Source organism: Streptomyces sp. NPDC039430 (genome assembly GCF_055639435.1).
Window position 1 is genome coordinate 255122 of record NZ_JBVKAK010000007.1, and the last position, 21944, is coordinate 277065.

Genomic DNA, 21944 nt, shown 5'->3' on the forward strand with positions numbered 1-21944 from the left:
CTTTTGCGAGGCGATTCAGTCAACAGGCCCCGCGATCCCGGCGGGAGGGTGCACGGGGCGCGTTTCCGGGCATTACGTTCACACCCCGTGCGTTTCCCGTTCCACTACGCTGGTTCGGCCGAGCCACCGGAGGGGCACTCATGCACCCCAATTCTCTGCTCGATTCCCTGCTCGACGAGGCGGGTATCTCCCATGCCGGTCTCGCCGCGCGGGTCAACCAAGCGGGCCGGGCCAGAGGTCTCGCCCTGCGCTACGAACACACCGCCGTCTCACGGTGGCTGAAGGGACAGCGGCCGCGCGGCCAAGTGCCCGACCTGATCTGCGCGGTGCTGAGCGAGCGGCTGCACCGCTCGCTCACGCTGGACGACATCGGGCTCGGGGTGACGGGGGAGTCGCTCGTACCGCACGGCACCCCGCTCTCCGGTTTCGTGGAGCGTGCCACCGCGCTGTGGCGCTGCGACGAACAGCAACGTCCGCACATAGTGGGCGCCCCCACCGTCACCGGGACGCCCGCCGTGATGCCCGTCTGGGAGTGGGAGAACCCTCCCGAGGACGCCGATGTCTCCCGCAGCGGCCGCAACAAGGTCGGCCCGGCCGACATCAAGCTGCTGCGGTCGGCCAGGGCGCACTACGAGCTGATGTACCGGCGGGCGGGCGGAGTAGCCACCCGCGCCAGGATCGTCCGCTTCCTCAACGCCGAGACCGCTCCGCTGCTGCGTGGCGGGTACAGCGACGCGCTGGGCCGCCAACTGCACCGCGCCACGGGCGGTCTGGTGGCGGTGGCCGGTATCTGCGCCTATGACTCGGACGCGCACGGGCTCGCCCAGCGCTACTTCCACCAGGCGCTGCGGCTGGCCAAGGCGAGCGGGGACCGGGGCCTCGGCGCGTATGTGATCGCGCTGCTGGTCAACCAGTCGCTGCACATGGGGGAGTACCGCCAGGCCGTCGCGTTCGCCGAGGCGGCGCTGCGGACGGCCGGGCGCCAGATCACCCCGGCGCTCGCGGCGGATCTGTACGCGATGCAGGCCAAGTCGTATGCGCATCTCGGTGATGGCAGCGGGGCGCTCGGCTGTATCCGGCGTGCCGAGACGGAGGCGGAGCGCATCCGGCCGGGCCATGAGCCGGACGAGACGGGCTACGTACAGCCGGGCCTGGTGAACGTACAGGTGGCGGAGGCGCTGCTCAGCCTCGGTGATCTGGCGGCCGCGCGGGCGCACGCGGCGGCGGCCGTGGACACCCCGGCGCACGATCGCGGCCGGGTCCACCGGCTCGCGATGCTCAGCCATATCGAGTTGCGGCAGGGCGAGGCCGACCGCGCCGCCAGGACAGCGGCCGAAATGGCCGAGCGCGCACGGGGGATGGAGTCCCAGCGCCTGCGAGACCGGTTGCGCGCCGTACGGGAACAGTTGGTGGCCAGCGGATCCACGGACGCGGAGGAGACGGCGGAGCTGATCGAAGGCGCGCTGCGCGTTCCTCTGTGAGCCCCTTGATGAGCCCCCGGCACGTTTCCGTTCGCCGAGACTGCTGCTGCGATATTGCCATCAACTTGTCGGAAGGTGGCAGAAACGTGCAGTGGACGAAACTTAGCGAACAGACCGTGTACGAGAACCGCTGGTTCCGGGTCAATCTCGCGGACGTCAAACTCCCTGACGGCCGGCATCTGGACCACTTCCTCATCCGGCTCCGCCCGGTCGCCGTGGCGACCGCGGTCAACTCCGCCAACGAGGTGCTGATGCTCTGGCGGCACCGCTTCATCACCGACAGCTGGGGCTGGGAGCTGGCCGCGGGGGTCGTCGAGGACGGCGAGGACATCGAGACCGCGGCCGCCAGGGAGATGGAGGAGGAGACCGGGTGGCGCCCGGGACCTCTCCGGCATCTGCTCACGGTCGAGCCGTCCAACGGCCTGACCGATGCCAGGCACCATCTCTACTGGGCCGAGGACGCCACGTACATCGGGCATCCCGAGGACGACTTCGAGTCCTCGCGCCGGGAGTGGGTCCCGCTCAAGCTGGTGCCCGACATGATCGCCCGGGGTGAGATCCCGGCCGCCAATATGACGGCCGGGCTCCTGATGCTCCATCACCTGCGGCTGGGCTGAGGCCTGGGCCCGCCGGCGGCCCCTGGGCTGACGCCTGGGCCGCTAGCGGCCCAGGGACTGCCAGACCGCCACCGCCAGCGCTCCGAGCGAGCAGAGCGCCGCCACGGCGGGCAGCGGCCACCTGGCGTGCTCCAGAGCCGCGACGCGCGCGGCCAGATCGGTCACATCCTTGTCGGTCTGGTCGTTGCGCTGGGCCAGTAACGCCAGCCTGCCGTCGGTCCTGGCGAGACCGACGTCGAGGCTGCGCCGTAACTCGGCGCACTCTTCGCCGACCACGGAGTGGTCAGAGGGGGTGGTCACGAATCCGCTCCTGTTCGGGAAAGTCGTCCAACGGTTCTTCGCCCGGCCCCGGTGGTGCCGGGACCAAGCGGAACCGAGTCAACTCCCCTTGCGCGCGCGGCATCAGGGTGTGTGAATGGCATATGCGAGCACCCTTCGCACACGCCGTGCGAATTTCCTCACCCTCGGTGACCGTCACTCGTATGTGTAGAAGCCCGCGCCCGTCTTGCGGCCCAGCCTGCCCGCGTCCACCATCCGCTGGAGCAGCGGAGACGCCGCGTACAGCGGCTCCTTGAACTCGGCGTACATCGAATCGGCGACCGAGGCCACGGTGTCGAGACCGATCAGATCGGAGAGCTTGAGCGGGCCCATCGGATGGGCGCAGCCCAGCTCCATCCCGTTGTCGATGTCCTCGCGGCTCGCGATCCCCGACTCGAACATCCGGATCGCGGCGAGCAGATACGGAATCAGCAGCGCGTTCACCACGAACCCCGAACGGTCCTGGGCGCGGATCGCGTGCTTGCCCAGCACCCCCTGGACGACGCTCTCGGCCCGCTTGATCGTCTCGTCGGAGGTCGTGAGCGCCGGGATCAGCTCCACCAGCTTCTGCACGGGGGCCGGGTTGAAGAAGTGGATGCCGATGACCTGGTCGGGACGTGAGGTCGCGACGGCCAGCTTGACCAGCGGAATGGAGGAGGTGTTGGAGGCCAGGATCGCGTCCGGACGCGTCACGACCTGATCGAGCACCTGGAAGATCTCCGTCTTGACCTGCTCGTTCTCGACGACGGCCTCGATGACGAGATCGCGGTCGGCGAACTCCCCGAGATCCGTGGTGAAGCTGAGCCTGCCGAGCGCCTCGTCCCGCTCCGCCTCGGTGATCTTGCCGCGTTCCGCGGCCTTCGAGAGGGAGTTCTGCAGCCGGGTACGGCCGATCTCCAGGGCCTCGCCGGTGGTCTCGGCGACCTTGACCTCCAGGCCGCTGCGTGCGGCGACCTCCGCGATGCCTGCGCCCATCTGGCCGCAGCCCACCACTCCGACGCGGGCGATATCGGTCAGGGTGTCGGTCACATCGTGCCTTTCGCTGGTCCGTGTCCCGGCAGGTCCCCCGTGCGATTCCGGCGCCCGCCTCGGGACAGGACGTTACTCCGCCAGAGTGTGTGGACGGGGTGCCGGGGCGGGCATGCTGAGCCCGTACGGCGGGCCGGGTCCCGGTGGACCCGGCCGCGCGGACCTGACGCAGGGGACGGCGCATGGGGCAGATCGGCAGAAGAGAGTTCGTGGCGGCGGCGACGGGGGTGGTGACCTCGCTGGTCGCCGCCGGGGACGTGGCGGCCGCGGCCGCGTCCGTACCGCGGCGGCACGCTCCGCGCCGGGAACTGCGCGGGATGTGGATCGCGACCGTCGTCAACCGCGACTGGCCCTCCGCGCCGGGGCTCACCGCCGACCGCCAGCAGGCCGAGCTGCTCCGGCATCTGGACACGGCGGTCGCCCGCGGGCTGAACGCCGTGGTCTTTCAGGTACGGCCCACGGCGGACGCGCTGTGGTCCTCGCCGTACGAGCCGTGGTCGCAGTACCTCACCGGCACCCAGGGCAAGCATCCAGGCTGGGACCCGCTGGGCACGGCGGTACGGGAGGCACGCGCGCGCGGACTGGAACTGCACGCCTGGTTCAACCCGTACCGGGTCGCCAACCACACCGACCCCTCGCGGCTCATCGCGACGCATCCGGCCCGGGTCCACCCGGACTGGGTGCTGCCGTACGGCGGGAAGCTCTACTACAACCCGGGTCTGCCCGAGGTCAGGACGTTCGTCCAGGACGCGATGCTCGACGCGGTACGGCGTTACGACATCGATGCCGTGCACTGGGACGACTACTTCTATCCGTATCCCGTCGCCGGACAGGTCTTCGACGACGACGCGGAGTACGAACGGTACGGCGCGGGCTTCCCCGACAAGGCGGCCTGGCGGCGGGACAACACCGACCGGCTGGTGCGGGAGACCGCCGAGCGGATCAAGGAGATCAAGAAGCATGTGCGGTTCGGGATCAGCCCGTTCGGGGTGTGGCGCAACGCCGCCACGGACCCGCTCGGCTCCGACACCCGGGCCGGGGTGCAGACGTACGACGACCTGTACGCCGACACCCGCGGCTGGATCAAGAAGGGCTGGATCGACTACATCGTCCCGCAGCTGTACTGGAACATCGGCTTCGCCGCCGCCGACTACGCGAAGCTGCTGGCCTGGTGGGACGGCGTCGTACGGGGGACGGGCGTCGATCTGTACCTCGGCGAGGCCCTCTACAAGGCGGGCGATCCGGCCCAGCCCGCCGCCTGGCAGGACCCGGCCGAGCTGTCCCGTCATCTGACCCTCGCCAAGGAGTACGCGGGAGCGCGCGGGCACTGCTTCTTCTCGGCGAAGGAGGTCGGCGCGGATCCGATCGGGGCGATGACGAGGGTGGTGGCCGACCACTACGGGAAGCGCGCGACGAAATGAGCCGAGCGCGTGCCGGAAGGACCGCGCGTGCCGGGACGAGCCCAGGGCGTGCCGGGAACGAGCCGAGGGCGCGCCAGGACGGGCGTAGCGCGTGCCGGCGCGGTCCGCCGCGGCCGGGCTCCGGGGTTCGCCCGGCGGGGCCGGCGGGGCGTGGTCGTCCGGGCGCGGTCAGGTCCCCGTGCGCTGGGTGACGGCGATACAGACGAGCACCGCGACGGCCGCGACCGGCGCCGCGGGTGTGAGGTGTTCGCCGAGCAGCAGCACGGACCAGACCAGCGTGAGGACCGGCTGCGCGAGCTGGAGCTGGCTGGCCCTCGCGATACCGATCGACGCCATGCCCCGGTACCAGACGTAGAGACCGAAGAACGTCGAGCCCGCGGCGACCCAGCCGAGTCCGATCACGCCGTGGGCCGTCAGCCGCACCGGTTCGAAGGACAGCGCCACCGCGGCGCCCGTCACCGCGAGCGGCAGACAGCCGATCAGTGCCCAGCCCACCACCTGCCAGCCGGGCATCACCCCCGCCAGCCTGCCGCCCTCCGTATAGCCGGCCGCGCACACCAGCAGCGCGCCGAAGAGATAAAGATCCCCGGAGGAGAGGGTTCCGCCGCTCTGCCGCACCGCGAACGCGATCACCACGGCCGCGCCGACGAGCGCGGCCAGCCAGAACGCCCTGGAGGGGCGCCTGCCCGTACGGACAGCGGCGAACGCGGCCGTGGTGAGCGGCAGCAGCCCGACCACGACGGCCGCGTGCGAGGTGGTGGAGGTCTCCAGCGCGAGCGTCGTCAGCAGCGGGAAGCCCACCACGACCCCGCCGCCGACGACCGCGAGCCCGGACCAGTGCCGGCGAGCGGGGACCGGGACGCGGAGAGCCAGCAGAAAACCGCCCGCGATGAGCGCGGCGAGCGTGCTGCGTACGGCGACGAGGGACCAGGGGCCGAAACTCTCCAGACCCCAGGCGGTGGACGGGAAGGTGAGCGAGAAGGCGACGACGCCCAGCACGGCGAGGAACGTGCCGCCGCGGGTGCCGGATGCGCCGGACGCGGGGGCGGGGGCGGCGGACGTGCCGGACATGCTTCCGGCGCCGCTACCGCTACTGGTGCCGCTGCCGGTGCGGTCATCTCCGAGGCCGCCGACCGCTATCGAGTCCGGGGGAGTAGCGCTATCCTTTGCTGTCATGCACGAGCGTAGCAGCGTGGCGGAGTTGGCTCATACACTGAAGCAGGAGTTGAACCGCTACTCACCCGGTGGAAAGCTGCCGTCCAGCCGGGCACTGGTCGACCGTTACCGCGTCTCGCCGGTGACCGTCTCCCGCGCCCTCGCCAGACTCGCCGCCGAAGGGCTGGTCGTCACCCGCCCCGGCGCCGGGGCCTTCCGCGCGCCCGCCAGGAACACCGCCGCGCGACCGGGCGACACCTCCTGGCAGGAGGTGGCCCTCAGCGCCGACGCCGCCACCGAACTCGTACCGCGCTCGGTCGACGCCACCGGTGTGCTGGTCACGCTCGCCGCGCCACCGCCCGGCGTCATCGAGTTCAACGGCGGCTATCTGCACCCCTCGCTCCAGCCGGAGCGGGCGATGGCCGCCGCGCTGGCACGGGCGGGCAGACGGCCGGGCGCCTGGGGCAGACCGCCCACCGACGGGCTGCCCGAACTGCGCGACTGGTTCGCGCGGGGGATCGGGGACACCTGGACGGCCGCCGAGGTCCTGGTCACGGCCGGCGGACAGAGCGCGCTGACCACCGCGCTGCGCGCGCTCGCCCCGCCCGGCGCGCCGGTCCTGGTCGAATCGCCCACCTACCCGGGGATGCTGGCGATCGCCCGCGCCGCCGGGCTGCGCCCCGTACCGGTGCCGGTGGACCCCGACGGCGTACGGCCCGACCTCCTCGCCGCCGCCTTCCGGGCCAGCGGCGCCCGGGTCTTCGTCTGCCAGCCGCTCTTCCAGAACCCCACCGGAGCCGTGCTCTCCGCGGCCCGCAGACCCGACGTCCTGCGCATCGCGCGGGAGGCCGGGGCGTTCGTCGTGGAGGACGACTTCGTACGGCGCCTGGTGCACGAGGACGCGGGCCCGCTGCCGGGACCACTCGCCGCCGACGACCCCGACGGCATCGTCGTCCACGTCTGCTCCCTCACCAAGGCGACCTCCCCGAGCCTGCGGGTCGGCGTCCTGGCCGCCCGGGGCCCGGTCCTGGAACGGCTGCGCGCCATCCATGTCGTCGACACCTTCTTCGTACCCCGCCCGTTCCAGGAAGCCGCGCTGGAACTGGTCGGCTCCGCCGCCTGGAACCGCCATCTGCGCTCCGTCTCCGCCGCGTTGAGGACCCGCAGGGACACCCTCACCACCGCGCTGCGCACGGAACTGCCCGAGCCGGCCCTCCCGCACATCCCGTCCGGCGGCTACCACCTCTGGCTGCGCCTGCCGGACGGCACGGACGAACAGGCCGTCGTCTCGGCCGCTCTGCGCGCGGGCGTCGCGGTCGCCCCGGGCCGCCCGTACTTCAGCGCCGAACCGCCCGCGCCCCATCTGCGGCTGAGCTTCGCCGCGGTGGCGGGGCCCGCGGAGATCACCGAGGGCGTACGACGGCTCCGTACGGCCTGGGACGAGACACTCGGCTGAACCGGCACCGGGGCGGCCGATCCGGCACGCGGGAACATGCCGGTCACCTGTCCGGAAGGGAGGTTGCGGCACCGCCGTCGGCCGCCTCTTGACCGGTCCGGTTTTCGGCCGCACGATCACGGCCATGAGTGTTCGGGTCACTTTGGTCGCCGCCGCGCGCAGCTCGGACCTGTACGACGAGCGCTTCGACGACGACCGCCCCCTCGACCGGGCCGGCTGGTACGAGATGCAGCGCGTCGCCCACGCCCTCGTCCCGCTGTCCGCCGCCGACCTCCGCTACTGCTCGCCGACACCGCGCAGCCGCACCACCGGCGACGCGCTCGGCTACGCGCCGCTCGCGCAACCCGCCCTGCGCGACTGCGACATGGGCCGCTGGCGCGGCTTCACCCTCGCCGAGGTGGTGGCCCGCGAACCGGCCGCGGTCGACGCCTGGGTCGCCGACCCGCGCTCCGCCCCGCACGGCGGCGAGACACTGCTGGCCTTCATCTCCCGGATAGGGGGCTGGCTGGACACCCGGCCCGCCGAGGACATCACCGCGATCGTGGCGGTCGCGGAACCGGCCGTCGTACGGGCGGCACTGGTGTACGTGCTCAAGGCGCCGCCGCGCACGTACTGGTACGTGGACGTCCAGCCGCTGTCGACCATCACTCTGACGGGCGCCCCCGGCCGGTGGAGTCTGCGGCTGGACGGCGGCGGCTGAGCGGCCCGTCCGGCACGCCCTGGGCCCGGTGGTGGCCCGGGGCCAGGACCGGTGGGGACGCGGCGTCGTCGGGCGGCGCCGGGAAATCGGCGATGGCGAGGCCGATGTCGTCCCGGCAGTCCGCCCGTCCGCACTCGCAGGCGAAGGCGTGTACGGCCGTCCGCGCGTCGCCCGGGGACCACGGGCGCGCGAAGAACGCCTCGTACTGGGCGACCGTGGCCCGGTTGGCGTACCGCAGCAGCCGCGCCCGCTCCCCGGCCGTCTCCGCCACCGGTCCCTCGCCCAGGGCCCCGGCGAAGATCTTCTCGACCGCCGCCGCGGTCTCCTCGACCCCGCTGGCCCCGTCGATCACCAGGCTCCTGGCCCCGTACTCCGCCACCTCGGCCTCGATCTCGCCGACCAGCGACCGGTAGAGCGTGAGCGGCCCGTCGGAGAGCCCGCGCTCGGCCAGCCGGGTCCGCTGGACCTCGGCCGACGGCTGGAGCCAGACGGACGCGGCCGGGCCGCCGGGGACCGTCGCGACCACCGCCGGGGTGATCGGGGTGCCCTCGGCGATGACCAGCGGCGCGGCCGGCAGCGCGCGGAGATCGTCGACGATCATCCGCCCGCGCTCATGGTGCAGGGACATCGCGATCAGCTCCGCCTCGGGCGCGGACCAGCGCGCGGCGCGCGGCAGCGCCTCGAACCGGATCGCCGCCGGGTGCCCGGCGGCGATCGCGCGGTCGCGGTGCTCCCAGGTGTGGGCGTCGGCGTTGTACCAGCGCAGTCCGTACCGCCGGGCGATCAGCCGGGCCACGGTCGTCTTGCCGGCCCCCGGCGGCCCGCCGATCCAGAGCACGTGCGGCAGCGGCGGCTGTTGTGGCGCGTCGGACGGCCGGGACCGGCTCATTCCGCCGCACCGGCCGCCGTAGCGAGCGTCTCCAGGATCTGCTGCCCGTACTTCGCCAGCTTGTTCTCGCCGACCCCGGTGACCGTGCCCAGCTCCGCCAGCGTCGACGGCGCCAGCGTCGCGATCTCGCGCAGCGTCGCGTCATGGAAGATGACATACGCCGGGACGCCCTGCTCCTTCGCCGACGCCGCCCGCCACGCACGCAGCGTCTCGAACACCGGCACGGCCTCTTCCGGCAGATCCACGGGCGCGGAACGCCGCTTGGACGACTTCTCCGCGCGCGCCGGCCCGGCCGCCTTCTCGGGCTCGCGTCGCAGCACGACCGGGCGCCGCCCGCCGAGGACCTCACCGCTCTCGTCCGTGAGGACCAGCGTCCCGTAGTCGCCCTCGACGGCGATCAGCCCCTGCGCCAGCAGCTGCCGCGCCACGCTCCGCCACTCGGCCTCGCGCAGCTCCGTACCGATACCGAAGACGCTCAGCGCGTCATGGTCGAACTGGATGACCTTGGCCGTCTTCCTGCCCAGCAGGATGTCGGTGATCTGGCCCGCGCCGAACTTCTGGTTGCGCTCGCGCTTCAGCCTGACCACGGTCGACAGCAGCTTCTGCGCGGGGACCGTGCCGTCCCAGGACTCCGCGGGCGTCAGACACGTATCGCAGTTGCCGCACGCGGTGCTCCGCTGCCCGAAGTACGCGAGCAGCTGGACACGCCGGCACTCGACGGTCTCGCACAGCGCGAGCATGGCGTCGACATGGGCACCCAGCCGCCGGCGGTGCGCGTCGTCGCCCTCGGACGTGTCGATCATCTTGCGCTGCTGGACGACGTCCTGGAGTCCGTACGCCAGCCAGGCCGTCGACGGCAGCCCGTCACGGCCCGCGCGCCCGGTCTCCTGGTAGTAGCCCTCGACGGACTTCGGCAGATCGAGATGGGCCACGAACCGTACGTCGGGCTTGTCGATGCCCATGCCGAACGCGATCGTCGCGACCATCACCATCCCGTCCTCGCGCAGGAAGCGCGCCTGGTTCCCGGCGCGCGTACGGGCGTCGAGCCCCGCGTGGTACGGCAGCGCGTCGACGCCGTTCTTCACCAGGAACTCCGCGGTCTTCTCCACCGACGCCCGGGACAGGCAGTAGACGATGCCCGCGTCGCCGGGGTGCTCGGCGCGCAGCAGCTGGAGAAGCTGCCGCTTCGGGTCGTTCTTCGGCGCGATGCGGTACTGGATGTTGGGCCGGTCGAAGCTGGCCACGAAGTGCCGCGCGTCCTGGAGGCCGAGCCGGGACGCGATCTCCGCGTGCGTGGCCTCGGTGGCGGTCGCGGTCAGCGCGATACGCGGCACGTCGGGCCAGCGCTCGTGCAGCGAGGAGAGGGCGAGGTAGTCGGGGCGGAAGTCGTGTCCCCACTGGGCGACGCAGTGCGCCTCGTCGATGGCGAACAGCGAGATCGTGCCGCGCTCCAGCAGCCGTACGGTCGACTCGACGCGCAGCCGTTCCGGCGCCAGATAGAGCAGATCCAGCTCCCCGGCGAGGAACTCGGCCTCGACGAGGCGCCGTTCGTCGAGGTCCTGGGTGGAGTTGAGGAATCCGGCCCGTACGCCGAGCGCCCGCAGGGCGTCGACCTGGTCCTGCATGAGCGCGATGAGCGGTGAGACGACGACCCCGACGCCCTTACGCACCAGGGAGGGGATCTGGTAGCAGAGCGACTTGCCGCCACCGGTGGGCATGAGCACGAGCGCGTCGCCGCCGGCGACCACATGCTCGATGATCTCCTGCTGGCTCCCCCGGAAGGAGTCGTAGCCGAAGACGCGGCGCAGTACCTCAAGCGACTCGGTCTCGGCCGGGCCTGTCGTGGGAGCCGCCTCAGGACCCGTCCCAGGACCTCTGTCCCGACCCGTCTCATGACCCGTCTCAGGAGCGGTCTCAGGAACTGCTTCAGGGCGCGTTTCGGGAGGGGTGCCGGTTTCCGGGGAGCTCATCCGCCGATTCTACGAGGGTCCGCCGACATCGATCCGGCCGATCGTGATCTCCGGTGTAGGACATGTTCTGACCTGCATCGCCTCTAGCGTCGGAGACCGGCCCGGAGGAAACCCCCGGGCACGGAGCGAGCAGGAGCCAACGATGAGCCACGTCACCCGCAATCAGCCGGCCGGTACCCCCACCTGGATCGATCTCGACGTATCCGATGTCGAGCGCGCGAAGGAGTTCTACGGCGCGCTGTTCGGCTGGGAGTACGAGCCGGGTGAGCCCGCCTATACCGTGTGCCGGCTGCGCGGCCGGGCGGTGGCCGGATTCCGGAAGGTCCCCGCCCCGGATTCCCCCGCCGCCGCCCTTCCCGGCCAGTGGTGTGTGTATTTCGCGACCGACGACTCCGACGCCACCGTGAAGCGGATCGTCGACGCCGGCGGCGCGCTGACACGGGGCCCGCTGGAGATCGGGGACCAGGGCCGGCTGACGCTCGCCGCGGACTCGTCCGGCGTCCGGTTCGGTCTCTGGGAGGGGCGTGCGCTCGTCGGCTGCGAGACGGTGAACGAGCCGGGCAGTCTCCTGCGCAACGACCTGACCAGCCCGGACCCGGGTCCGGCGCGGGAGTTCTATCCGGCGGTCTTCGACTTCACGCTGGACGGCAACGACGACCTCCCCGGCGTCGACTTCAGCTTCCTGCGCCGCCCCGACGGCCATGAGATCGGCGGCATCATGGGGGTTCCGGACAAGCCGTCCGCCGCGTGGGAGACCCTGTTCGAAGTCGCCGACGCGGACGCGGCGGCGGAGCGGGCCGTGGCCGCGGGCGGTTCCGCGAGCGTTCCCTCGGACACGATCTACGCGCGGATGGCGAAGATCACCGACCCCTTCGGCAATGTCTTCGAGGTGGGTGCCCGGCTGGTGGGCGCGCCGTAGACCCTCGTCCTCGGAGCAGGGCGAACGCCGTACAGCCCTGTCCGGGGCCGGCCGGTGCCGGTCGGCCCCGGACCTCAGGCGTACGGGGACCTCAGGCGTACGGGGACCTCAGCGTGCCCGGCCCTCGGGCATGGTGCGGCCTCAGGCGTGCTGCGGCATCTCGTCCTTGAGCGCGGAGCGGATCTGCTCACGCAGTTCCGGGCTGCTCTTGTGGCCGTGCATGGACACAGCGTGCTCGCTGGCGGCGCGGACCACTTCCTCCTCCTCGCCCGAGATGGCGAGAGTGCAGTTGGTCTCGCTCGGGAAATCCCGGCAGTCGGCTATCTTGCGCATGACGTACCTCCTCCTGCCGGTATCCAGTCTCCTCCCTGTTGCCCTGCCGGGGCCATTCGGGGGATTCCGCCCGGTGAGAGGTTTCGTCACTCCGGGGCGGGAGACTCCGGGGCGCGGGGCTCCACGGCGCGGGGCTCCACGGCGGGAGCGGAGCGCGCGGCCCGTTCCAGGAGGAGCCCCCGTTCCCGTGCGTTACGGGTCAGGGACGCCGCCCGCTCGAACTCCGCGCGCGCCTCGTGCCCGCGCCCCAGGCGCTCCAGCAGATCTCCCCGGACGCTCGGCAGCAGGTGATAGTCCTTGAGGGCCGGTCCTTCCGCCAGGGCGTCCACCAGTCTCAGCCCGGCCGCGGGGCCCTCCGCCATCGAGACGGCGACCGCCCGGTTCAGCTCCACCACCGGGGACGGCGTCAGCGCCGCCAGCCGGCCGTACAGCGCCGCGATCGCCTTCCAGTCCGTGTCCTCGTAGCGCACCGCCCGCGCGTGGCACGCGGCGATCGCGGCCTGCACGGAGTAGGGGCCGTGGCCCGCGCGCCGCAGGGACTCGACGCCGCGGAGGATGAGCGCCCGGTCCCACTCACGGCGGTCCTGGTCGGCGAGCAGCACCGGTTCGCCGTCGGGGCCCGTGCGGGCGGCGAACCGGGAGCTCTGGAGGTCCAGGAGCGCGGCCAGGCCGTGGACCTCGGGCTCCTCGGGCATCAGGCCCGCCAGGACGCGCGCCAGCCGCACCGCCTCCGCACAGAGGGCCGGGCGCACCAGATCGTCCCCGGCCGTCGCGGAGTAGCCCTCGTTGAAGACGAGGTAGATGACTTCGAGCACCGACGAGACGCGGGCGGCCCGGTCGGCGGCGCCCGGGACCTCGAAGGGCACCCCGGCCTTGGCGAGTGTCCGTTTCGCGCGGACGATGCGCTGGGCCACCGTCGGCTCAGGGGCCAGGAACGCGCGGGCGATCTCCTCCGTCGTCAGCCCGCCCAGCAGCCGCAGCGTGAGCGCGACCCGGGCCTCCGTGGACAGCACGGGATGGCAGGCGGTGAAGATCAGCCGCAGCAGATCGTCGTCGATGTCGTCCTCGCCCGTGGGCTCGGGTGGCGGTGCCACGTCCTCCAGCGCCCTGCCGACCTCCGCCAGCTTGCGCGCGTACGTCTCCTTGCGGCGTACGAGATCGATGGCGCGGTGCCTGGCGGTGGCCATGAGCCAGGCGCCCGGCTTCTCCGGGACGCCCGACTCCGGCCACTGCTCCAACGCGGCGACCAGGGCGTCCTGCGCGAGTTCCTCGGCGATGCCCACGTCCCGCACGACGCGGGCGACACCCGCGATGATCCGCGCGGACTCGATCCTGAATACCGCCTCGACCGTTTCGGTCGCGCTCGCTGATGTCACGACCACCCATCAGAGCAGCCGTGCCGGAACGGGGCAAGCGCGGCCCGGCCGGGCCCCGTCAGCCCTCGGCGATCTCGCGGACCTCGACGGTGACGGTCCAGTTCTTCGGGTGGACCTCAAGGAACCGCCTCGCCCATTCCAGGGCCTCCGCCTTGTTCTCGCAGCGGGTGAGGGAGTAGCCGCCGACGACTTCCTTGGTCTCGGTGAAGGGCCCGTCGGTGTAGCCGATCTTGCCGTCGGACCAGGTGATCCGGGTGCCCTCGGACGTCGGGGTGAGTCCGGCCGTCTCCAGCATGACCCCGGCCTTGGTGATCTCCTCGAACAGCGCGCCCATGCGCGCGTCGAAGTCGGGGTCGGGGCCTTCGGTGGGGACGTTCCGCTCGTCGACGCGGACCATCGTCAGAAAACGCGGCATGGTGACTCCTCGGTCGGGAGGGCGGGGACTTTCCCCGCCTCTCGCAACCTTGCGTCGAACGGGGCACGGGCGGATCGACAGCCGCTCCGGGAATCCTTCAGGATTTTTTCCGTACCGGCCGCCCCGGGCCGTCGGTGGTGGCGCCCCGTCACATGAAGCCGACGATGCGTGGCGGTGCGAACAGATGGCGGGCACGGTGCTCCAGGACCATCTCGTCGCGCATCCGCCTGCCCGACATGTCCGAGACGCACCGTTCGCACGCCGGATCGACCGCGGGCACCTCCGACGTGTGCGCGGCGGCGATGTGCTGGGCGAGCCGGATCTGTGTCGTCACCACCGAGTCGAAGGGGTCGTAATCCACCCCCGGCTCACCGGCCGCCCGCGCCGCCTCCACCACCTCGGGCGCGCGCTTCATCGACTTGTACAGCCTGTTGCACTCGTGGCAGCTCCACATCCAGGAAGGGGGCAGCGGCCACTCCTCCTCAGGGCGGGGTGCGTCCTTGGCGTCCATGCCGGTCACCGTAGCGGCGGCCGTACGGCGGACGCAGGGGTTCGGAACAACCTCACCCGTGCGTGTGCCCCGCCGCTCCCGGGGGCCTATTTCCGGCCCGCGTCCTTCCCGGCCCCGTCTTTCCCGGCCCCGTCCTTCCCCGCCGTGTCTTTCCCGCCCGTGTCCTTCCCGGCCGCGTCGTCGGGCCAGACCCCGATGTGGTCCTGTTCCAGCTCCAGCATCACGCGGTGCTCCATGCCGAGTGCCGTGGCGTACTCCGCGGGCAGCTGGAGCCGTCCGGCCCGGTCCAGCATCGCGTACTCCCGGGCCACCACCGACTCCCGGCCCTCCGCGTCGATCTCCGTACGGCGCAGGACCTCCGACGACGTGCGGCCGTCACGGATCGCGACCGTACGACGCACCTCGTCGGCGACGGCCTGGTCGTGGGTGACGATCACGATCGTCGTGCCCAGCTCCTCGTTGGCCCGGCGGAACGCCGCGAAGACCTGTTCGCCCGTCGCCGAGTCCAGCTCGCCGGTCGGTTCGTCGGCGAGCAGGACGGCGGGGGCGTTGGCGAGGGCGACGGCGATCGCGACGCGCTGCTGCTGTCCACCCGACAGCTGGTGCGGCCGGCGGTCGCCGCACTCGGCCACCCCCAGCATCGCCAGCAGCTCCGTCGCCCGCTCGGCCTTCCGTTTCGTACCTCCCCGGCCGCCGCGTCCCCGCAGTTGCATCGGCAGCGCGACATTCTGGGCCGCCGTCAGGTAGGGGAGGAGATTGCGGGCCGTCTGCTGCCAGACGAAACCGACCACATGACGGCGGTAGTCCAGCCGGGCCCCGGCGTCCATCGTGAGCAGATCACGGCCCGCGACCCTGGCCGCGCCCGCCGTGGGGACGTCCAGGCCCGCGAGGATGTTCATCAGCGTCGACTTGCCGCTGCCGGAAGCGCCGACCAGGGCCATCAGCTCGCCCTCCTGGACGGTGAGGTCGAGCCCCTGGAGCGCCTGCACCTCCACCCCGTCCGTGGTGAAGATACGCACCACCCGGTCGCAGGCGATCAGCGCGTCATGACCGTACGAGGGACGGTCACCGCGCGCGGCGGCGCGCCGCTCCAGCTCCGCGAGGGTCGGCCGGGCGCCCGGGGTTCCGGCCGCCGGATCGGTCGTCGTGTCGGTCATCGCGAGTCTCCTGCTCTGAGTTCGGTGATCGATCCGCGCCGCCCCGCCCACCAGGCCTGGCCGAGGGCCACGGCCCCCGTCAGCGCGACCACGCCGGCCGCGGGCAGCGCGAGCGTCCACACGTCGGTACGCAGCGACACGCCGCCCGCGGGCGTGAGGCCGGAAGCGGCGCTCAGCGCGAGTCGGGCCAGGTCGACGCCGGGAGCGAGCAACTGGATGGTGGCCCAGGCGACGAGGATCCCGCCCCCGGCGGCGAGCAGCGCCTGGGGCAGGGCCTCAAGGCCGAGCAGCTGACGGCTCTGACGGGGCGTCAGGCCCATGGTGCGCAGCCTGGCGAGCAGCGCGGCCCGTTCCGGCGCCGATCGCAGCAGCGAGAGCAGCAGGGCGAAGAGGGCGTAGGCCGCGCCCGCGGCGACCGCGATGGCGTAGATCCGCTCGGCGCCCGACTGGAGCGGTGAACCGGTGAGTGCCGCGCGTTCCTCGCTCCGTAGCGACACCTCGATCTCCTGTCCGGGGCCTGTCCTGAACGCGGCCCGCAGCGCCGACGCGTCCATCCCCTCGCCCGTGGCCAGCAGCGTCGTCGGTTCGGCGTGCTTCAGGGCCGCACGGTCGACCAGCAGGAACTCGGAGCGGGGGGCGGCGGGCGTATGGGGCCGTACGGCGGCGATCCGTACGGTGACCTCTCCGGCCGGCGAGGTGATCCGGCGCGGTGCGGTACCGAGCCGCGCGGCGAGACCCGGTGAGGCGACGGCGTCGAACACCCCGTCCGTGCTCTTCAGCGCGTCGGCGGGGAACGCCTCGAAGCCCAGCTGCCGGGCCAGCCGCGTGTACGACTCCGGCTCGACCCCGATGAGGGTGAGCGGCTTGCGCCGCGCGGTGCCGCCGCCCTCGCCGGGCGCCGACTCCGCCGACCACTCGACGCGTACGGCCGTCGTGTCCCGTACGCCTGGTACGTTCCGCGCCGCCCGTTCCGCCTCCGGCGGCAGGGGCATGACGTCGCCGGAGGTCGCCACCCGGGCGTCGGCGCCGACCGCCAGCAGCGCGGCCCGGTCCCGTGCCTCCGTGACGCCGGACAGTACGGAGCCACCGAACGCGGCTGTCGTCAGCGCGATGAGCAGGGCCAGCAGCGGCAGCGTGCCCGTCACCGACGAGCGCCCCGCGCGGGCCAGCGACAGGAAACCGATCGCGCCGCGCAGCCGCGCGGCAGGACGGGCCGCCCAGCGCAGGGGCAGCGGATACAGCCGTATCAGCACCAGCGCGGCGATCAGCGCGACGAGCACCGGGGCCGCGCTCACCAGGAGGTCACCGGCCCCCGAGATGCCGCGCCGGCGCAGGGTCACCACCGAGGCGACGGCGATGACCAGCAGGGTGAGTTCGGCGACGGTCCGCCGTCTGCCCGGCCTGGCGTGGGCGAGGTCGTCGCGGCCGCCGTGGGCCCGCGGCCGCCGGTGCTGGACGACGGCCCGCGCCGGCAGGGTGAGGCAGGCGAGCAGCGCCACCGCGCTCGCCCCGTACACGGCGGGCAGTGGACGCGCCCCGTCCACCGCGACCAGGGCCAGCAGCAGACCGGCCCCTGACGCGGGCAGCGCGATCACGGCGGTCTCGGCGAGGAGCCGGCCGCCGATGCCGCGCAGGGAGCCGCCCCGGGAGCGCAGCAGGGCCAGCTCGTCGGTGCGGCGCGCGGCGATCAGGCCACCGGCCATCGCGAGGACGACGGCGGCGACGGAGCCGATGCCGAAGGCCGCGACGACGACGATGCGGGTGATCACCTCACGTGTCGCGACATGCGAGCCGATCACCGTCTCAAGACCGGTGCTGAGGACGGCGTTGCCGCCGGCGATCTCACGCATCTCCAGCAGTCCGGGCCCGCCTTCGAGGGAGGCGATCCGCTGGAGGAGCGCCGGCGTGTCCTGCGCCGTCAGCCCCGCGGTGGCGGGCGCGAGGCGCCAGTACTTCTCCGGCGCCGACTGCGTGCCGAGGAGGGCGGGCCCGGCGTCGGGCGCCAGCAGGAGGCCCGCCTCCCAGCGGTACTGCGGCGGGTTGCTCGGCAGGGCGGTCAGCCCGGGGGTGCGCAGGACCGGCTCGACGGACCAGTAACCGCCTCCCGGATCGCGGGGTTCGACGATCCCGGAGATCCGTACGGTCAGCCCCGTGGAGCCGGTGTCGTCGCTCAGGCGGATCACCGAGCCGACCCGCAGACGCATGGTGCGGGCGGTCTCCGCCGTCGCCGCGGCCTCCAGCTCCTTCGTCCCCGCCGTCACCCGCCCGTCGGTGGCGGGCAGCCGCCCTTCGCGCACGGTCGCGTGCGCGGCCAGTCCCGACTGCGCGGCCAGGGTGAAATTGGGCGCGACCCCATCGGGACGCGGCAGCCAGGTGTCCTGCCCGGCCAGACCCGCCGCGGTCCGTACCCCGTACGCCGACTCCGCCGCGTCCGCCCGCAGCGGCGCGGGCAGACCCGCCCGCGCCGCGCGCTGGACGGCCGAGAGCGCGGCGGGCCGCATCTCCTCCTCGCGGGCGGGCCGCGGAATCTCCAGTCCCGGCTGGGGCGCGGTCAGCTCCAGCACCGTCGCGCCCGGGGGCGCGCCGGCGATCTCCCGCCGCAGCCCCTCCGTCTCATAGGCGTCGACGGCCCGGGGGAGCGCGGCGGCGAGGAACGCCGTGATCAGCACGAGCAGGCCGAAGGCCACGGCCGCCCCGGGCGCTGTCCGCAACCGCGTGCGCACCCAGGGCGCGACCACGCGCCCGGCGCGTTCCGCGTGTCTCGTCGGTTCCGCGTGCTGCGTGGGTGCGTCGACCGGCCCGCGTGTCATCAGTTGTCCCCCTGGTGGCGAAGCGAGCCGGCGGGATCGGCGCGCCGGGCGGCGATGGCCGCGGTGATCAGCAGCGGAACGGCGGCGACGCCCGCGAGGAACAGGGCCACCTGCGAGACCGGCAGCTCCACGAGCACCCGGGGGACCGGCTGGGCGGCCTCCGAGGTCAGGACGACCAGCGGCACCACGGCCCGCGTCAGCAGCGTCCCGAGCAGCGCGCCCGCGAACAGCCCGATACCGATCAGCAGCCCCTGCTTCGTCGCGACCAGCCGGGCGAGACTCCGCCGCGACGCCCCGAGGGCACGCAGGACGGAGAGTTCGGCGGACTGCTCCCGCAGCGAACCGACGGCGCTCACCGCGAAACCCACCGCGGCGAGCGCGGCGGCTGCCACCGCGACGGCCATCAGCGCCGAGCGGGGCCCGCTGCCGAGCGGGTCGTCCGACAGGCCGGCCGCGACCTCGTCGCGTACGAGCACCTGGCCCGGCGTGCTGTCCGGGCGGGCCCGCAGCGCCGACGCCACGTCAGCGGACGCGCCGGGGGCGGTGCTCAGCCACCACTCGTTGGGGGCGAGAGCGCCGCTCGCGCGGTCCGCCAGCACCGCGTTGACGGCCCGCAGATCGAGGAGCAGCGCACCGCCGTCCGCCGCCCCGCTCTCCTCCTCGGCGGTCGCGGATCCGGTGTCGCTCCCGGGCCCCGGGGCCGCCGCTCGTCCGGTCGTCGGCAGTTCCCGTACGGCCTTCACGATCGTCACCCGGAGCTGCTCCCCGGCCAGCGTCAGGTCGACGCTCTCGCCGAGCCCGGCCCCCGACGCGCGCAGGAAGCCGTCCGTGGCGACGGCCGGGATCCGCTTCTGGGCGGAGGGGCGTGCGAGGTCGAGCCGTACGGAGAGATGGCCGCCGCTCTCGCCCACACTCCCGGTGCCGTACGAGACGGTCAGCGGCGCGGTCGGTGACGCGGCCGGGCTGAGGGCGACGGGCGCGCCCTCCTCGCCGTTCTCCGTCAGGCTCGCGCTGCCCCGCCAGCGCACCTCGTCCGTTACGGACACGGGGCGTTCGGCGTCTCCGGGGCCCGTGGCCAGCAGCCGTTCGACGGTCAGCCGGTGCCGCTCGGATCCCTTGGCCGGGGCCTCCCCGCCGAGCTGGAACCCGGTCACGCCGAGCGGTCCCGCGGGGGCGCCGCCCGTGCCCGACGCGGTCACGCCGAGATCGACGACGACCCGGTGGGCGCGGCCGTCGACGGGCACCGTCCCGGCGCCGAGCCGGTAGGGAATGCCGTAACGGTCCTCGACCAGGACCTGGAGCACGGGCGTGAACCCGGAGGCCCGGCCCGGCGCCGCCTCCGCACGCGCGATACGCACATCGAGCGCGAGCCGGCGAGTGCCGTCGGGCAGCGGCACCACGGCCCGCGGCGGGGACTTCGCCGGCGCGGCCGCCCGCAGCAGGTCCTGTGGCGGCTCATCGGCGAGATCGCCGCGCATCAGCAACCGCTCGTCGGCGTGCGCCGTGTCCAGCGCGAGCACCGTAGCCGTACGGCCGCCTGACAGATCCGTGACGGCACGGTGCGCGGGCGCGGCCTGCCGTACCCCCGGCAGCGACGCGTACAGACCGGCCTGACCGGGACCGGCGGGCCTGTTGTCGAGCACCCGTACCGAAGCACCCGTGCCGAAGTCGGCCTGGTCGCGCTGGGACCTGTCCCACGACGCGCTCTGGCCGATCGCGAGCATGCCCATCGCCACCGCCAGCACCAGCAGCAGCACGGGCCCGGCGCCGCGCAGCGCGCCGCGGCTGAAATGCCAGCCCGCCAGCGCGGCCGGCAGACCACGGCCGCTCGCGGCCCGCCGCTCCGCGAGCCGCGCCGCGGGAGGCAGCAGCCGCAGGGTGAGCACGGTGCCGGCGAGCAGCGCCAGCGCGGGCGCCATGACCATCAGCGGGTCGACGCCCAGCACGCCCTCGCGGTCGCCGCTGAGCGCTCCGCTGCCGGACGTCCGGGTCTGCTGGTCCAGCTGCCAGTAGGCCACCGCCGCGATCAGCAGCAGCCCGATGTCCGCCCCGGCGCGTACGGAACCGGGCAGCGCGGCGGCGCGGCCACGCCGCGACCCGCCGGATGTCGCCGCCAGCGCGGGCGACACGACCGCCGCCGCACAGCAGACGGCGACCGCCGCCGAGACGAGCCACACCGGCCCGGCCGCGAGGTCGCCGAACGGCCGGCCGGCGCCGTCGTCCAGCGCGGAGCGCCGTATCAGCAGGCCGGTCAGCGGGCCCGACAGCAGCGGGGCGCAGAGGGCCGCCGGAGCCGCGAGGAGGAGTGCCTCCACCACGGCGAGAGCGGCGAGCCGGCCGCGCGAGGCACCGCGCGCCCGCAGCAGAGCGGTCTCGCCCGCCCGTTCGGCGCCGAGGACCCGGGCGACCAGCAGCAGCGCGTACCCGGCCAGCAGGAGCAGTTGCAGAGCGACGATCAGCAGCGTGGAGCGGGACACCAGCAGCGCCCGCTCGGTCCGGTCCAGCAGGGACGGCAGCGCGGTGGTCACGGTCGCGTTGTCCCCGAGCGCCGGCTCCGCGCGCAGGAGCGCGGGGGCGCGCGCGGACGTGGTCCGCAGCGCGCCGATCCGGTCGGTGGTGAGGCTCCGGAAGTCGGCGGTGGCCAGCCAGGCGCTGTCTCCTGGGGAGACGGGACCGGAGGCGAGGACGGCCGGGTCCGTGAGCAGCGGACCGTAGGTGGTGAAGTCGACGTCACGGACGCCGCGGCCGCCGAGCGTGTCCAGCTGCCAGTACGGATCGAGGGGGTCGGTCGCCTTGTAGACGCCGGTCACGCGCACGGTCAGCCGCGTGCCGGCCAGCCGGTCGGTGAGCGCGACGCGCTCTCCCGCGCGCAACTTCAGCTGCGTGGCGGCGACTTCGGGCAGGGCGACGGGCAGGTCGCCGTGGGCGCCTTCCCCTCCGGCGTCCGGCCACGCGCCCGACACCAGGGTGAGCCGGGAACGGTCCAGCGCGGCGAAGTGGGTCAGGTCGGGCTTGTCCTCCGGGGCGCCGGACGCCCGGAGCGACGCGGGGAGCGCGTACGTTCCCGAGCGCTCCAGCTTCCGCAGTGTCACGGGCAGTCCGTCGAAGGCCCGCCGCGCGCCCCGGACCGCCGCCTCCTGGGCGGCGTCGCCCCGTTCCGGCGGCACGTCCGCTCTGATGGCGAGCACGGCGGAGGCGGCGCCCCGGCCGCGCAGTGTCTCCCGCAGCGCCGTGTCCGCGAGCGAACCGGAAAACGATGTCAGGGCGGCGAGCACGCAGGTGGTCAGCACCACCGCGAGCAGCGCGGCCACCAGGAGCAGCCGGTGCCCCGCCGCGCGCAGAAATATGAAGCCCGCCACCCGTTCCCCCGCCCGCTCCCCGGTCAAC

18 protein-coding genes are annotated in these 21944 nt (G+C 73.4%); 6 read left to right on the forward strand and 12 right to left on the reverse strand.

Features of this window, described 5'->3' with window-relative positions; genetic code table 11:
• Positions 1–140: 140 nt before the first annotated feature.
• A complete protein-coding gene (locus tag ACZ7LS_RS19850) occupies positions 141–1481 on the forward strand; it encodes a transcriptional regulator (protein WP_356514051.1) in 1341 nt (446 codons plus the stop codon).
• Positions 1482–1567: 86 nt separating this feature from the next.
• A complete protein-coding gene (locus ACZ7LS_RS19855; RefSeq protein WP_030355325.1) occupies positions 1568–2098 on the forward strand; it encodes an NUDIX hydrolase in 531 nt (176 codons plus the stop codon).
• Between the two features lie 42 nt (positions 2099–2140).
• Here ACZ7LS_RS19855 and ACZ7LS_RS19860 read toward each other — a convergent pair whose 3' ends face one another.
• Together ACZ7LS_RS19860 and ACZ7LS_RS19865 are read right to left on the reverse strand one after the other, a co-directional pair.
• Positions 2141–2398 (reverse strand): hypothetical protein, encoded by a 258-nt coding sequence (locus ACZ7LS_RS19860; RefSeq protein ID WP_365744808.1) that lies wholly within the window; start codon positions 2396–2398, stop codon positions 2141–2143.
• Positions 2399–2572: 174 nt separating this feature from the next.
• Positions 2573–3433 (reverse strand): 3-hydroxybutyryl-CoA dehydrogenase, encoded by an 861-nt coding sequence (locus ACZ7LS_RS19865; RefSeq protein WP_382520273.1) that lies wholly within the window; start codon positions 3431–3433, stop codon positions 2573–2575.
• Between the two features lie 194 nt (positions 3434–3627).
• Between ACZ7LS_RS19865 and ACZ7LS_RS19870 the strand changes: the two genes are divergently transcribed.
• The gene (locus ACZ7LS_RS19870; RefSeq protein WP_385133060.1) at positions 3628–4866 is read left to right on the forward strand and encodes a glycoside hydrolase family 10-like protein; all 1239 of its coding nucleotides are present in this window, start codon (positions 3628–3630) and stop codon (positions 4864–4866) included.
• Between the two features lie 168 nt (positions 4867–5034).
• On the opposite strand, the gene ACZ7LS_RS19875 is transcribed toward ACZ7LS_RS19870, so the two are convergent.
• Positions 5035–5937 (reverse strand): DMT family transporter, encoded by a 903-nt coding sequence (locus tag ACZ7LS_RS19875; RefSeq protein WP_385133063.1) that lies wholly within the window; start codon positions 5935–5937, stop codon positions 5035–5037.
• 103 nt (positions 5938–6040) lie between these two features.
• On the opposite strand from ACZ7LS_RS19875, the gene ACZ7LS_RS19880 reads away from it, so the two are divergent.
• Entirely contained in the window at positions 6041–7477 is a 1437-nt protein-coding gene (locus ACZ7LS_RS19880; RefSeq protein WP_382670272.1) for an aminotransferase-like domain-containing protein, read from the forward strand.
• Between the two features lie 124 nt (positions 7478–7601).
• On the forward strand, positions 7602–8177 hold the full coding sequence (locus ACZ7LS_RS19885) for a histidine phosphatase family protein (RefSeq protein ID WP_385133065.1): 576 nt from the start codon (positions 7602–7604) through the stop codon (positions 8175–8177).
• Here ACZ7LS_RS19885 and ACZ7LS_RS19890 read toward each other — a convergent pair.
• Positions 8122–9066: a hypothetical protein gene (locus tag ACZ7LS_RS19890; RefSeq protein ID WP_385133068.1), complete on the reverse strand. Its 945-nt coding sequence runs from the start codon at positions 9064–9066 to the stop codon at positions 8122–8124. The genes ACZ7LS_RS19885 and ACZ7LS_RS19890 overlap by 56 nt on opposite strands.
• A complete protein-coding gene (recQ, locus tag ACZ7LS_RS19895; protein WP_382970882.1) occupies positions 9063–11036 on the reverse strand; it encodes a DNA helicase RecQ in 1974 nt (657 codons plus the stop codon). The genes ACZ7LS_RS19890 and recQ overlap by 4 nt, the downstream gene beginning before the upstream one ends.
• 142 nt (positions 11037–11178) lie before the next feature.
• On the opposite strand from recQ, the gene ACZ7LS_RS19900 reads away from it, so the two are divergent.
• Complete coding sequence (locus ACZ7LS_RS19900; protein WP_382519967.1) at positions 11179–11955, forward strand: VOC family protein; 777 nt, start codon at positions 11179–11181, stop codon at positions 11953–11955.
• Positions 11956–12096: 141 nt separating this feature from the next.
• On the opposite strand, the gene ACZ7LS_RS19905 is transcribed toward ACZ7LS_RS19900, so the two are convergent.
• From ACZ7LS_RS19905 to ACZ7LS_RS19935, 7 genes are all read right to left on the reverse strand, one after another.
• The gene (locus ACZ7LS_RS19905; RefSeq protein ID WP_129772666.1) at positions 12097–12288 is read right to left on the reverse strand and encodes a DUF1059 domain-containing protein; all 192 of its coding nucleotides are present in this window, start codon (positions 12286–12288) and stop codon (positions 12097–12099) included.
• A gap of 86 nt (positions 12289–12374) precedes the next feature.
• The gene (locus ACZ7LS_RS19910) at positions 12375–13670 is read right to left on the reverse strand and encodes an RNA polymerase sigma factor (protein WP_385133072.1); all 1296 of its coding nucleotides are present in this window, start codon (positions 13668–13670) and stop codon (positions 12375–12377) included.
• A gap of 52 nt (positions 13671–13722) precedes the next feature.
• Positions 13723–14079 (reverse strand): YciI family protein, encoded by a 357-nt coding sequence (locus ACZ7LS_RS19915; RefSeq protein WP_382670254.1) that lies wholly within the window; start codon positions 14077–14079, stop codon positions 13723–13725.
• 148 nt (positions 14080–14227) lie between these two features.
• Complete coding sequence (locus ACZ7LS_RS19920) at positions 14228–14590, reverse strand: hypothetical protein (RefSeq protein ID WP_382519962.1); 363 nt, start codon at positions 14588–14590, stop codon at positions 14228–14230.
• A gap of 86 nt (positions 14591–14676) precedes the next feature.
• On the reverse strand, positions 14677–15747 hold the full coding sequence (locus tag ACZ7LS_RS19925) for an ABC transporter ATP-binding protein (RefSeq protein ID WP_385133075.1): 1071 nt from the start codon (positions 15745–15747) through the stop codon (positions 14677–14679).
• Positions 15744–18557, reverse strand: a complete 2814-nt coding sequence (locus tag ACZ7LS_RS19930; RefSeq protein WP_385133078.1) for an ABC transporter permease — start codon at positions 18555–18557, stop codon at positions 15744–15746. Before ACZ7LS_RS19930 ends, ACZ7LS_RS19925 begins: the two co-directional genes overlap by 4 nt.
• The gene (locus ACZ7LS_RS19935; RefSeq protein WP_385133163.1) at positions 18557–21916 is read right to left on the reverse strand and encodes an FtsX-like permease family protein; all 3360 of its coding nucleotides are present in this window, start codon (positions 21914–21916) and stop codon (positions 18557–18559) included. Before ACZ7LS_RS19935 ends, ACZ7LS_RS19930 begins: the two co-directional genes overlap by 1 nt.
• Positions 21917–21944: the final 28 nt, after the last annotated feature.